Consider the following 11284-nt stretch of genomic DNA (forward strand, 5'->3'; position numbering starts at 1 on the left):
CCGTGCCGCTACAGCTTCCGCAGCAGGTCCGCCGCCGAGGGCAGCTTGGGCTGCTCCCTCGGCGCGCCCGGCGCGGCCGGGACGAACGGCTTCGGCGCCTCGTCGGCGAGCACGTCGCCCGCGGCCTGGAGCAGCGGCAGCGCCAGCAGCGCGCCGACGCCCTCGCCCATGGTGATGCCCTGGTCCTGAAGCGGCGTCAGGGTCAGCCGGTCGTACGCCTTCGCCTGGGCCGGCTCGCCGCTGGACTGCCCGGCCCGCCACCACTCCGGGGCCCGGAAGGCGATCCGCTGCGCGACCAGCGCGCAGGCCGCCGAGACCACGCCGTCCAGCACCACCGGCAGCCGTCGGACGGCAGCCTGGAGCAGGAAGCCGGTGATCGCCGCGAAGTCGGCCCCGCCGGTGGCGCCGAGCAGCGCCAGCTGGTCGCCGAGCACCGGCCGGGCCCGCCGCAGCGAGTCCCGGATGGCGGCGCACTTGACCATCCACACGCGGTCGTCGATGCCGGAGCCGCGCCCGGTCACCGCCGCCGCGTCAGTCCCGCAGAGCGCGCCGACCAGCACGCCGGCCACCGTGGTGGCGCCGACCCCGAGGTCGCCGAGCAGCACCAGGTCGGTGCCGGCGTCGGCCTCCTCGTCGGCGACGGCCATGCCGGCCCGGAACGCCCGGACGGTCTCCTGCGCGGTGAGCGCGTCCTCGACGTCGATCCGCCCGGAGCCGCGCCGGATCCGGTGGGCGACCACCTCGTCCGGGAAGTCGTGCGGGTCGGCGTCCACCGCGACGTCGACGACCCGCACCTGGGCGCCGTAGCGCGCGGCCAGCCGGGACACCGGCGCGCTGCCGTCGAGCACGGCCCGCACCCGGGCCGCGGTGCCGCCCTCGGCGGGCATCCGGGAGACCCCGAGCGCCGCCACGCCGTGGTCGGCGGCGAACAGCAGCACCTTGGGGGCGGAGACCGGCAGCACCGGCGAGCGCCCCTGTACGGAGGCCAGCCAGCTGCCCAGCTCCTCCAGCCGGCCGAGCCCGCCGCGCGGCCGGTCGGCCGCCTGCCAGCGTTCCTCGGCGGCCCGCCGGGCGCTCTCGTCGGGGCGCTCGACGAGCGAGGAGAACGTATCGAGATCCACGGTCGTGTCCATCGTCCGGAAGGCTACACGCCGAAGGTGTTCAGTTTGAGGCTGGCTTGACGTCCGGCTTGATGGTGAGCGCCTGTCCGGCCACCACCAGCAGGACGCGCTCCGAGGCGTCCGCCACGGCCATGTTGAGCCGGCCCAGGGTGTCGCGGAAGCGGCGGCCCGCGGGGGTGGCCGGGACGACGCCCATGCCGACCTCGTTGCTCACCGCGACGGCCGTCCGTCCGGTGGCGGCCCAGGCCTTGGCCAGCGCGTCGCAGCGGCGCCGGACGGCGGCCTCGCCGCCGTCCGCCCAGACCGCGTCGTCCCAGGCGCCGCACTCGTCCATCACGGCGGTCAGCCACAGGGCGAGGCAGTCGATCAGCACCGGTGCCGGGTCGGCCGGGTCGGCGAGCACGGCCTCCAGGTCGCAGGTTTCGGCGGTGCGCCAGCTCCCCGGCCGGCGCTCCCGGTGCAGCGCGACCCGCTGGGCCCACTCGGCGTCGCCGTCCCGGGTGCCGCCGGTGGCCACGTACAGGACGTCCGGGTGGTCGGCCAGCAGCTGTTCGGCGCGGGTGGACTTGCCGGAGCGGGCGCCGCCGAGCAGCAGCGTGCGGGGCAGCGGGGGACGGGTGGGCTCGGGTGGGGTCGCCATGCCGCCATCCTGCCCGAGAGGTATACGGCGGGTCGGGTCGGGCAGGCTATGGTGCGCAGCACACAGGCAGCGTCAGTGGGAGGAGCCGGGCATGGTCTGGACGTGGCGGTACGAGAAGGCGGACGGCAGCGCGGTGACGCCCGGCGGCGGCCAGGAGGAGTTCGCCGGCCAGGGGGACGCCGAGACCTGGATCGGGGAGACCTGGAAGCAGCTCGCCGAGGAGGGCGTGGACACCGCGGTCCTGCTGGAGGACGGCAACAAGGTCTACGCGATGAGCCTGCACGAGGGCTGAGCCCGGGGCCGGGCGCGAGGGGCTACTTCGCCCCGATCACGTGCAGGAGCGCGGCGACCTGCCGGTACGGGTCGGTGCGGCCGGCCCGGTCCTCGGCTTCCAGGAGCTGGGCCAGCTGCCGCCCGTCCACCGGCGGGGCCGCGTCGTCCGCGGCGTTGTCGGTGAAGACCCGAACGCCGTACCAGTGCCGCAGCGGCACCGACACCTCGGAGAGGGTGACGGTGAGGTCGGAGAGCCGGTCGGCCCGTGCGGCCAGTCCGACCCGGTTGTAGTACCGGTCACTCTCGAAGGCGTGCAGGGCGGCCCGCCAGTCCCCGGCGGCGGCCGGCCGCAGGGCGAGCGAGTCGCGGTTGCGCACGAGCAGCGAGAGCAGTCCGCCGGGCGCCAGCAGCCGGGCCAGCGAGGCGATCATCGGGTCCGGGTCGGGCAGGTACGTCAGCACGCCGTGGCAGAGCACCACGTCGAAGCTGCGCGGGCCGAACCAGCGTCCGCACTGGTGGCCGTCGCCGCTGAGCAGCTGCATCCGGCCGCGGACCTCCGGCGGCTCCTCGGCGAGCGCCGCCTGGGCGACGCCGAGCGCGACCGGGTCGGAGTCGATCCCGGTGACGTAGTGGCCGGCCCGGGCCAGCCGCAGCGCCTGGGTGCCCTGGCCGCAGCCGATGTCGAGGACGCGCTGCGCGCTGCGGCCGGACAGCTGTTCGGCGAGCTGGCGGGCGACGAGCTCCTGGCGGACGAAGTTGCGCAGTCCGCCGGGCCGGGTCGGCCAGGCGGTGGTGCCGCCCGCGAAGGATCCGCTGCGCGAGGGCAGCCGGCGCTCCTGCGCGATCCGGTCGTGGCCGCCCTCGCCCTGCCCCGGAAGCGTGCCCCCCTGCCCGGGAACCGCGTAGAGGCCGGGCCCCTCCCAGGAGGGCGGGGCCCAGCCGGAGTCGACCGGTTCGGCGGTCAGGGCTTCTCCCCGCGCCGCACCTGCGGCTTGGGCAGGCGCAGCCGGCGCATCTGGAGGGTGCGCATGATGCCGTACGCGACGGCGCCGCGGGTGTTCTGCCCGGCGAAGCGCTCGGCCAGCTGCTTGCGCAGGCCGAGGCCGAGGCGGACGAAGTCCAGGACGACGAACACGAAGAACAGCAGGAACAGCAGCGTGGAGAGCAGCTGGAGGGTCGGCACCTTGACGATGCTGAGCACCAGGATGACCACGGCGGCCGGCAGGAAGAACTCGGCGAGCGACCAGCGGGAGTCCACGTAGTCGCGCGCGAACTTGCGCACCGGGCCCTTGTCACGGGCCGGCAGGTGGCGCTCGTCGCCGTTCATCAGGGCCTGGCGCTGCTTCTCGCGCTCGGAGCGCATCCGCTCGCGCCCCTGACGGGCGGCCTCCTTGCGGTCCTTGGGCACGGTCACCCGGGTACGCCGGTTGGCCTCGGCCTCACTGCGCTTGGGGGTGGGGCGGCCCTTCTTGGCCTGCGGGTCGCGGGCCTGGGTCGTCTCGTCCTGCTTCTCCAGCACGGTGGCGGAGGCGGCGGCATCATCTGAACGGCGTCGGAACACACCACCAGCGTACGGGGTGCCGGGCGGCTTCCACGGGTGCCCTCGGACCCAAACGCATATCGATACCGCAGGGACGGCGTCCGGGCCGCGTTTCCGGGGGCCTTCCCGTAGGGGATCATTCGGATGGACGATGGGAGGTATGAGGGGCGGATCCACCCGGGGGAGGAGGAAACGCCTCCGGTCGCTGTAGCAGTCTTGTTGCAGGCAGGTGCACTGCGGCGACGGGCTCGCTGCACATACACTCGTCGTGTCTGGTAACGAGATAGAGACCGCAGGCCGGAGAAGGGGGCACCCGAGGCCCATGAGCGACGGAATCATGAAGCGTATGGGGCTGATCTTCCGCTCCAAGGCGAACAAGGCCTTGGATCGGGCGGAGGATCCGCGTGAGACGCTCGACTACTCGTACCAGAAGCAGCTCGAATTGCTGCAGAAGGTACGGCGCGGTGTCGCGGACGTCGCGACCTCGCGCAAGCGGCTCGAGCTCCAGCTGACCCAGCTCCAGCAGCAGTCGGCCAAGTACGAGGACCAGGGCCGCAAGGCGCTGTCGCTCGGCCGCGAGGACCTCGCCCGCGAGGCCCTGACCCGCAAGGCCAACATGCAGTCGCAGATCACCGACCTGGAGACGCAGTACCAGCAGCTCCAGGCCGAGGAGGAGAAGCTCACGCTCGCCTCCCAGCGACTTCAGGCCAAGGTGGACGCCTTCCGCACCAAGAAGGAGACCATCAAGGCGACGTACACGGCCGCGCAGGCGCAGACCCGCATCGCCGAGTCCTTCTCCGGCATCTCGGAGGAGATGGGCGACGTCGGCCTGGCGATCCAGCGTGCCGAGGACAAGACCGCCCAGATGCAGGCCCGCGCCGGCGCCATCGACGAGCTGCTCGCCTCCGGCGCGCTCGACGACGCGAGCGGTCTCGGCCGCAAGGACGACATCGAGGCCGAGCTGGAGCGCGTGGCCGGCGGTTCCGACGTCGAGCTGGAGCTGGCCCGGATGAAGGCCGAGCTGTCCGGCCCGTCCTCGGCCGGTCCCGCCGCGATCGAGCAGGGCAAGCAGCCGGGTGCCCAGCCGCAGCCGCAGCAGGACACCCCGCGCATCAACTACAACAAGTGATCTGAGCTCGACCCCACGAACCAGGGAGACGCACGGCATGATCATGAGGGTCATGGGTGAGGGGCAGTACGAGGTGGGCGAGGACCACCTGAACCTGCTCAACGAGCTCGACGCGGAGCTCGTCACCGCAGTGGAGTCGGGGGACGAGACGCTCTTCCGCCAGGCCTACGGCAAGCTCATCGACGCGGTGAAGCAGTTCGGCACCCCGGTGCCGCTGGATTCGCTGGAGCCGTCCGAGCTGATCCTGCCGAGTGCCGACGCGACGATCGACGAGGTCCGCGAACTGCTCATGGCCGACGGCGAGGGCGTGATCCCGGGCTTCCCCGAGTAGCGCCTGCGGCTGCTGCCAGACGAAAGGGCGGGCCCCCTCCGGTGGGAGGGGGCCCGCCCTTCGTGCGTACGGCCGCGGTTTCCCGGGCCCGCGGGCCCGGGAACTGCGGACTACGGCAGGGCCAGCATCCGGTCCAGCGCCGCCTTGGCGTACTTCTCGGTCTCCGGGTCGACGGTGATCACGTTCGGCACCCGGCCCTCGACCAGCGACTCCAGCGCCCAGACCAGGTGCGGCAGGTCGATCCGGTTCATGGTCGAGCAGAAGCAGACCGCGCGGTCCAGGAAGACGATCTCCTTGTCCGGGTGCGCCTTGGCCAGGCGGCGGACCAGGTTCAGCTCGGTGCCGATGGCCCACTTGGAGCCGGGCTCGGCGGCGTCCAGCGCCTTGATGATGTACTCGGTCGAGCCCACCATGTCGGCGGCCGCGACGACCTCGTGCTTGCACTCGGGGTGCACCAGGACGGTCACGCCGGGGATCCGCTCGCGGACGTCGTTCACCGAGTCCAGGCTGAACCGGCCGTGCACCGAGCAGTGGCCGCGCCAGAGGATCATCTTCGCGTTCCGCAGCTGCTCGGCGGTCAGGCCGCCGTTCGGCCGGTGCGGGTTGTAGACGACGCAGTCGTCCAGCGAGAAGCCCATGTCCCGCACCGCGGTGTTGCGGCCGAGGTGCTGGTCGGGCAGGAACAGCACCTTCTGGCCCTGCTCGAAGGCCCACTCCAGGGCGCGCTTGGCGTTGGAGGAGGTGCAGATGAGGCCGCCGTGCCGGCCGGTGAAGGCCTTGATGTCGGCGGAGGAGTTCATGTACGAGACCGGGACGGTCACGTCGGCTATGCCGGCGTCGGTCAGCACGTCCCAGCACTCGGCGACCTGCTCGGCGGTGGCCATGTCGGCCATCGAGCAGCCGGCCGCGAGGTCCGGCAGGACGACCTGCTGCCGGTCGCCGGTGAGGATGTCCGCGGACTCGGCCATGAAGTGCACGCCGCAGAAGACGATGTACTCGGCCTCGGGGCGGGCCGCCGCGTCGCGGGCGAGCTTGAAGGAGTCGCCGGTGACGTCGGCGAACTCGATCACCTCGTCGCGCTGGTAGTGGTGGCCGAGGATGAACACGCGGTCGCCGAGCGCGGCCTTGGCGGCGCGGGCGCGCTCGACGAGGTTCGGGTCGGAGGCCGGGGGGAGGTCACCGGGGCATTCGACGCCGCGCTCGCTGTTCGGGTCGGCCTCGCGGCCGAGCAGCAGCAGAGCGAGCGGGGTCGGGGTGGGGTCGACGCCGTGGGTCTCGGTGATGGTGGTGGTCACGGGCGGGTGCCCTTCTGTGCGGCCGAGCTAGCGGTGGGGCCTTTTCGTCTAACTGACGCTATCTATTCTAACCGCTTAGCGTCAGAGTGACGATGGCCATCCTGTCGATGTGACGAGAACCGCTCGTCGAAACGGATGCTTCCGTCGGTGGCCGAATCGATATTTCCAAGCCCGCGGGTATGGCTGAGCCCATGAAAGCAATCGCGATCAACCGCTACGGCGGTCCCGAGGTGGTCGAGTACACCGACCTGCCCGACCCCAAGGTCGGCCCCGACTCCGTGCTGGTCGAGGTCCGGGCGGCCGGGGTGAACCCGGTGGACTGGAAGGTCAGGGACGGCGCCCTGGACGGCATCCTCGACGCGCACTTCCCGCTGGTCATGGGCTGGGACGTGGCCGGCGTGGTCCGCGCGGTCGGCGGCGCGGTCACCGAGTTCGCCCCGGGCGACGAGGTGTTCGGCTACGTCCGCAAGGACGCCGTCGAGCACGGCACCTACGCCGAGCTGGTCTCCGCCCCCGTCCGCACCCTGGCCCGCAAGCCGGCCGCGCTGGACTGGGCGCAGTCCGGCGGCCTGCCACTGGCCGGGCTCACCGCCCTCCAGAGCCTGCGGGCACTGCGCCTGGCCGAGGGGGAGACCGTCCTGGTGCACGCCGCCGCCGGCGGGGTCGGCCATCTGGCGGTGCAGCTGGCCAGGGCCGCCGGCGCCCGGGTGATCGGCACCGCGGCCGAACGCAACCACGACTTCCTGCGCGGCCTCGGCGCCGATCCGGTGCTCTACGGCGAGGGCCTGGCCGACCGGGTCCGCGCGCTCGCCCCCGACGGGGTGGACGCGGCGCTCGACCTGGTGGGCCACGGCGCCGTCCGGGTCTCGGCCGAGCTGGTGGCGGACCCGGGCCGGATCGCCTCGGTCGCCGACTTCGGGGTCAAGGCGGTCGGTGGCCGGTACGTCTGGGTCCGCCCGGACGCCGGCGGCCTCGCCGAACTGGCCGCGCTCGCCGACGACGGGCGGCTGACCGTCGCCGTCGCCTCCACCTTCCCGCTGGCCCAGGCCGCCTCCGCCCAGGCGCTCAGCGCCGAGGGCCGCACCCGGGGGAAGATCGTGCTGCTCGTCCCGTGACGGCCTCCCGACGTCCCGTGACGGCCTCCCGCCCGTCATCCGGCGGCGGTGAACTCGTCCAGGTCATCCGCCAGAATGGTGACGAACCGTTTCGGCAGTGGCAGTCCGCCACCCGGAGCGACCCCGCCGACCCCCGTACGACCCGTGGAGCCCCGTACCCATGACCAGCAGCCGAGCGCACGAGGTGGTCGGGGCCGACCTGGACGAGACCGACCGGCTCCTGCTCGCCCGGCTCGGCAGCGACGGCCGCGCCTCGTACGCCGAGATCGGCCTGCAGGTGAACCTCTCCGCCACCGCCGTGCGCCGGCGGATCGACCGGCTGCGGGCGCGCGGCGTGGTGCGGGGCTTCACCGTGGTGCTCGACCCGTCCGTGCTGGGCTGGCAGACCGAGGCCTTCGTCGAGGTCTACTGCCGCGAGCGCACCGCCCCCGAGGAGATCCTCGCCAGCCTGCGGCAGTTCCCCGAGGTGGTCGCCGCCTGGACGGTCACCGGCGACCCGGACGCCCTGGTCCACCTGCGGGCCGCCGACATGCGCCACCTGGAAGCCGTCATCGAGCGCATCCGGCGCGAGCCCGGCGTGCAGCGCAGCCGCTCCTCGGTGGTCCTCTCCCAGCTCATTGGGTAGCGCCCGCGGGCCGTACGCAGGAATCCTGCGCGGACCCGCCCGAAGACGCCCGAAACCTGCCTGACCAGCCGCGTTCCGACGCGCGGCGGGGCGCCCGCGCTGCCTACGCTGATCACGTCCGGCCGTCGCGGTGAAGCCTCCCGCCGACCGGGCGCCCCCCGACACCCCACGCCGAGAGGGACCGCCGTGTCCGCAGCACCCGACCGCATGCACCGGCCCGACAACGAACTGGTCGACCTGGTTTTCGACTACATGCGGGAGCGGCTGCAGTACGACCCCGTCCCGCTCGACCACCCCGGTGACGGTGAGCACCTGCGCGCCCAGCTGGCCGGCCTGCTCAACCAGCAGGGCAACAACCCGGTCGACGTGCTCAAGCTGTACGACCACGAGCTGTCCCGGGCGGTCATCTCCGCCGACAGCCCGCGCTACCTGTCCTTCATCCCGTGCGCCCCGACCAAGGCCGCGCTGCTGTTCGACATGGTCGTCTCCTGCGCCTCCCTGCAGGGCATCTCCTGGCTGGAGGCGGCCGGCGCGATCGCCGCCGAGAACCAGGTGCTGCGCCTGATCGCCGACCGCGCGGGCCTGCCCCAGTCGGCCGGCGGCACCTTCGTCTCCGGCGGCTCGGCCGGCAACCTCTCCGCCCTGGTCGTCGCCCGCGACACCGCCCGTCGCCGGCTGGGCGTCGGCCCGGAGGCCCGGCTGCGGATCGCCGTCGCCGACCAGGTGCACTCCTCGGTCAAGAACACCTTCAACATCATCGGCGTCGAGGCCTTCAAGGTCCCGACCGTCGACCGGCGGTTCACCGGCGAGGCGCTGCGCGCCGCGCTGGCCGCCGACCCGAACCCGGAGACGGTGATCGCCGTCGTCGGCACCGCCGGCACCACCAACGAGGGCATCGTCGACGACCTCAAGGGCCTGGCCGAGGTCGCCCGCGAGCGCGACCTCTGGTTCCACGTGGACGGCGCCTACGGCGGCGCCGGCCTGTTCGCCCCCTCGGTGCGCGAGCGCTACGACGGCATCGAGCACGCCGACTCCTTCGTGGTCGACCCGCACAAGTGGCTGTTCGCCCCCTTCGACTGCGCCGCGCTGATCTACCGCAACCCGCAGCTCGCCCGCGCCGTGCACACCCAGGACGCCTCCTACCTGGACGTCCTGCACACCGAGGGCGACGAGTGGAACCCCACCGACTACGCCTACCACCTGACCCGGCGCGCCCGCGGCCTGCCGCTCTGGTTCTCGCTGGCCGTGCACGGCGTCCAGGCCTACACCGACGCCGTCGAGGCCGGCCTCACCCTGGCCCGGGAGACCGCCCAGCTGATCCGCGAGACCGAGCACCTGGAGCTGCTGTTCGACCCGCAGCTCTCGGCGGTCTGCTTCAAGCGCGTCGGCTGGACCAACGACGACTACTACCGCTGGTCGCAGCAGCTGCTCGCGGACCAGATCGGCTTCGTCACCCCCACCGGCTGGGACGGCGAGACGGTCGCCCGCTTCGCCTTCCTGCACCCGGGCACCACCATGGAGATGGTCCGGGAGATCCTGGACACCATGGTCTGAGCCCCCTGACGGCCACGGCCCCGCTGGCATTCCGGCGGGGCCGTACGCGTGCCTACAGGAACGCCCCGCTCGGCAGGTACGGCGTCGGCGGCCGCATCCCGCGCACCCCGACGAAGCCGCCGGCCCGCGGCGTCAGCCCCACCTCCAGCCCGACGTCCAGCGCCCACTCCTGCTCCGCGGTCAGGTGCTCCACCCGCGCCTCGACGCCGTCCGGCACCCGGGCCAGCGCCTCGCGCAGCAGCCGGGCGGCGATCCGCTTGCTGGTGGCCGCGAGCAGCCGCACCACGCCGCCGTCCCGGTAGCAGTAGCCGCTGCCGGCCAGCGCGTCGGCGATCAGCAGCTCCTCGAAGTGGCCCAGCATCAGCTCGTGGTCCGGCCCGTGCGCGGAGCCGCGCAGCCGCCGGTCCACCGAGTCCAGCAGGTGCAGGTGGGTCGCGTTGCCGCGGTGCACCGGGATGTCCCCGGGGTCGAGCAGCCCGTCCCGGTCCACCCGTCCGGCCAGCCGCATCGCCGGGTGCAGGGTGAACCCGGCCAGCCGGTAGCGGCGGGCCGCCGCCGGGGAGTCAGCGGCGCAGACCATCCCGCGCAGACAGCCCCGGGAGTGCGCCGCCGCCCGTTCCAGCAGCAGCCGCCCGACGCCCTTGCCCTGGGCGGACGGCCGGACGGCGAACAGTGAGGGCGCCCACAGGCCCTCCCGACGGATCGACAGCACGGCCCCGACCGGCTCGCCGCCGCTCTCGGCCAGCCAGCAGCCCCCGGGATCGGTGCGCGCCAGGTGTCTGGTCCCGGCCAGCCGCAGGGGCGTCGGCCCCGGCGCCGCCCCGGCCGGGGAGGTGCCGGCGAACGCGGCGTCGGCGAGCTCCCGGACGACCTCCGCGTCCGCGGCGGTGTCCCTGACCGGGCGAATGATCATGAGGACCATCCTGGCGTCCGGCGGCCCGCCGCGGGGCCGGTTCACCCGGATCCACGACCTCGGGACCGCTCGACGGTGACCCGGCGTCCGGCGGTGTGCGAGCATGGGGAGCGTAGGGGACGCGGGTGGCACACCCGGCCCACGGATATCCAGCCGCGAACAGGCCGCACAATTCATCGCCCACCCGGGAAATGAAACCGGACGGCGGTTGGTTGGCACTGGCGGCAGAATGTCGTCAAGACCGGGAGAAAGCAGATGACCGTCCAGGACGAGACCACCGTCGAGAGTGGCATCCTCCTCACCGATGCCGCCGCGGCCAAGGTCAAGGCCCTGCTGGAGCAGGAAGGCCGCGAGGACCTCGCGCTGCGCGTCGCCGTCCAGCCCGGTGGCTGCTCCGGCCTGCGTTACCAGCTGTTCTTCGACGAGCGCTCGCTCGACGGCGACGTGCTCAAGGACTTCAACGGTGTCAAGGTCGTCACCGACCGGATGAGCGCCCCGTACCTGGGCGGCGCCACCGTCGACTTCGTCGACACCATCGAGAAGCAGGGCTTCACCATCGACAACCCGAACGCCACCGGCTCCTGCGCCTGCGGCGACTCGTTCAGCTAAGCCCGCTGCGGAAGGGGGGGCCCGGGGGGCCCCCCCGGCCCCCGGGGGGGGGGCCCCCCCCCCCGCGGGCGGCCCCCCCCCCCCCGCGCGCGCCCCCCCGGGGGGGCCCCGGGGGGGGGGGCCCCCCCCCCCCCCCCCC

Annotated in this window: 13 protein-coding genes; 7 read left to right on the forward strand and 6 right to left on the reverse strand. The window is 73.4% G+C overall.

The window, feature by feature from the left end; all coding sequences use genetic code 11:
- Positions 1–8 precede the first annotated feature (8 nt).
- Entirely contained in the window at positions 9–1133 is a 1125-nt protein-coding gene (locus ACGF0D_RS26975) for a nicotinate-nucleotide--dimethylbenzimidazole phosphoribosyltransferase (RefSeq protein ID WP_392920491.1), read from the reverse strand.
- 28 nt (positions 1134–1161) lie between these two features.
- Positions 1162–1761 carry a bifunctional adenosylcobinamide kinase/adenosylcobinamide-phosphate guanylyltransferase gene (cobU, locus tag ACGF0D_RS26980; RefSeq protein ID WP_392920494.1) on the reverse strand — a complete coding sequence of 200 codons (600 nt, stop codon included), beginning with the start codon at positions 1759–1761 and terminating at the stop codon, positions 1162–1164.
- Between the two features lie 91 nt (positions 1762–1852).
- Here cobU and ACGF0D_RS26985 point away from each other — a divergent pair, with 91 nt between their 5' ends.
- Entirely contained in the window at positions 1853–2053 is a 201-nt protein-coding gene (locus ACGF0D_RS26985) for a hypothetical protein (protein ID WP_392869445.1), read from the forward strand.
- Positions 2054–2075: 22 nt separating this feature from the next.
- On the opposite strand, the gene ACGF0D_RS26990 is transcribed toward ACGF0D_RS26985, so the two are convergent.
- Both ACGF0D_RS26990 and ACGF0D_RS26995 read right to left on the reverse strand, forming a co-directional pair.
- Positions 2076–2798, reverse strand: a complete 723-nt coding sequence (locus ACGF0D_RS26990) for a class I SAM-dependent methyltransferase (RefSeq protein ID WP_392870075.1) — start codon at positions 2796–2798, stop codon at positions 2076–2078.
- A 197-nt stretch (positions 2799–2995) separates the two neighbouring features.
- Positions 2996–3595 carry a DUF3043 domain-containing protein gene (locus ACGF0D_RS26995; RefSeq protein WP_392869443.1) on the reverse strand — a complete coding sequence of 200 codons (600 nt, stop codon included), beginning with the start codon at positions 3593–3595 and terminating at the stop codon, positions 2996–2998.
- A gap of 301 nt (positions 3596–3896) precedes the next feature.
- Here ACGF0D_RS26995 and ACGF0D_RS27000 point away from each other — a divergent pair, with 301 nt between their 5' ends.
- Positions 3897–4703 (forward strand): PspA/IM30 family protein, encoded by an 807-nt coding sequence (locus ACGF0D_RS27000; protein WP_392869442.1) that lies wholly within the window; start codon positions 3897–3899, stop codon positions 4701–4703.
- Positions 4704–4740: 37 nt separating this feature from the next.
- Entirely contained in the window at positions 4741–5034 is a 294-nt protein-coding gene (locus ACGF0D_RS27005; protein WP_392869440.1) for a hypothetical protein, read from the forward strand.
- Positions 5035–5144: 110 nt separating this feature from the next.
- Here ACGF0D_RS27005 and nadA read toward each other — a convergent pair whose 3' ends face one another.
- The gene (nadA, locus tag ACGF0D_RS27010; RefSeq protein ID WP_392920496.1) at positions 5145–6329 is read right to left on the reverse strand and encodes a quinolinate synthase NadA; all 1185 of its coding nucleotides are present in this window, start codon (positions 6327–6329) and stop codon (positions 5145–5147) included.
- Between the two features lie 191 nt (positions 6330–6520).
- Between nadA and ACGF0D_RS27015 the strand changes: the two genes are divergently transcribed.
- The 3 genes from ACGF0D_RS27015 to ACGF0D_RS27025 all read left to right on the forward strand — a co-directional run bounded on the left by ACGF0D_RS27015 (position 6521) and on the right by ACGF0D_RS27025 (position 9623).
- Complete coding sequence (locus ACGF0D_RS27015; RefSeq protein ID WP_392920499.1) at positions 6521–7444, forward strand: NADP-dependent oxidoreductase; 924 nt, start codon at positions 6521–6523, stop codon at positions 7442–7444.
- A 160-nt stretch (positions 7445–7604) separates the two neighbouring features.
- Positions 7605–8069 carry an Lrp/AsnC family transcriptional regulator gene (locus ACGF0D_RS27020; RefSeq protein ID WP_049651848.1) on the forward strand — a complete coding sequence of 155 codons (465 nt, stop codon included), beginning with the start codon at positions 7605–7607 and terminating at the stop codon, positions 8067–8069.
- Between the two features lie 186 nt (positions 8070–8255).
- On the forward strand, positions 8256–9623 hold the full coding sequence (locus ACGF0D_RS27025) for a pyridoxal phosphate-dependent decarboxylase family protein (RefSeq protein WP_392920502.1): 1368 nt from the start codon (positions 8256–8258) through the stop codon (positions 9621–9623).
- A gap of 52 nt (positions 9624–9675) precedes the next feature.
- On the opposite strand, the gene ACGF0D_RS27030 is transcribed toward ACGF0D_RS27025, so the two are convergent.
- Positions 9676–10536 (reverse strand): GNAT family N-acetyltransferase, encoded by an 861-nt coding sequence (locus ACGF0D_RS27030; protein ID WP_392920505.1) that lies wholly within the window; start codon positions 10534–10536, stop codon positions 9676–9678.
- Positions 10537–10791: 255 nt separating this feature from the next.
- Between ACGF0D_RS27030 and erpA the strand changes: the two genes are divergently transcribed.
- Positions 10792–11145, forward strand: a complete 354-nt coding sequence (gene erpA, locus ACGF0D_RS27035; protein WP_350515887.1) for an iron-sulfur cluster insertion protein ErpA — start codon at positions 10792–10794, stop codon at positions 11143–11145.
- The last annotated feature ends 139 nt before the right edge of the window (positions 11146–11284 follow it).

The organism is Kitasatospora sp. NPDC048298, assembly GCF_043201465.1.
Classification (GTDB): Bacteria; Actinomycetota; Actinomycetes; order Streptomycetales; family Streptomycetaceae; genus Kitasatospora.

Bases quoted from the DNA above. Each gene is read 5' to 3' on its own strand.
- ACGF0D_RS27015 (WP_392920499.1), top strand. From the start codon at position 6,521: ATGAAAGCAATCGCGATCAACCGCTACGGCGGTCCCGAGGTGGTCGAG.
- erpA (WP_350515887.1), top strand. From the start codon at position 10,792: ATGACCGTCCAGGACGAGACCACCGTCGAGAGTGGCATCCTCCTCACC.
- ACGF0D_RS27005 (WP_392869440.1), top strand. From the start codon at position 4,741: ATGATCATGAGGGTCATGGGTGAGGGGCAGTACGAGGTGGGCGAGGAC.
- ACGF0D_RS27000 (WP_392869442.1), top strand. From the start codon at position 3,897: ATGAGCGACGGAATCATGAAGCGTATGGGGCTGATCTTCCGCTCCAAG.
- ACGF0D_RS27030 (WP_392920505.1), bottom strand. From the start codon at position 10,536: ATGATCATTCGCCCGGTCAGGGACACCGCCGCGGACGCGGAGGTCGTC.
- ACGF0D_RS26975 (WP_392920491.1), bottom strand. From the start codon at position 1,133: ATGGACACGACCGTGGATCTCGATACGTTCTCCTCGCTCGTCGAGCGC.
- cobU (WP_392920494.1), bottom strand. From the start codon at position 1,761: ATGGCGACCCCACCCGAGCCCACCCGTCCCCCGCTGCCCCGCACGCTG.
- ACGF0D_RS27020 (WP_049651848.1), top strand. From the start codon at position 7,605: ATGACCAGCAGCCGAGCGCACGAGGTGGTCGGGGCCGACCTGGACGAG.
- ACGF0D_RS26985 (WP_392869445.1), top strand. From the start codon at position 1,853: ATGGTCTGGACGTGGCGGTACGAGAAGGCGGACGGCAGCGCGGTGACG.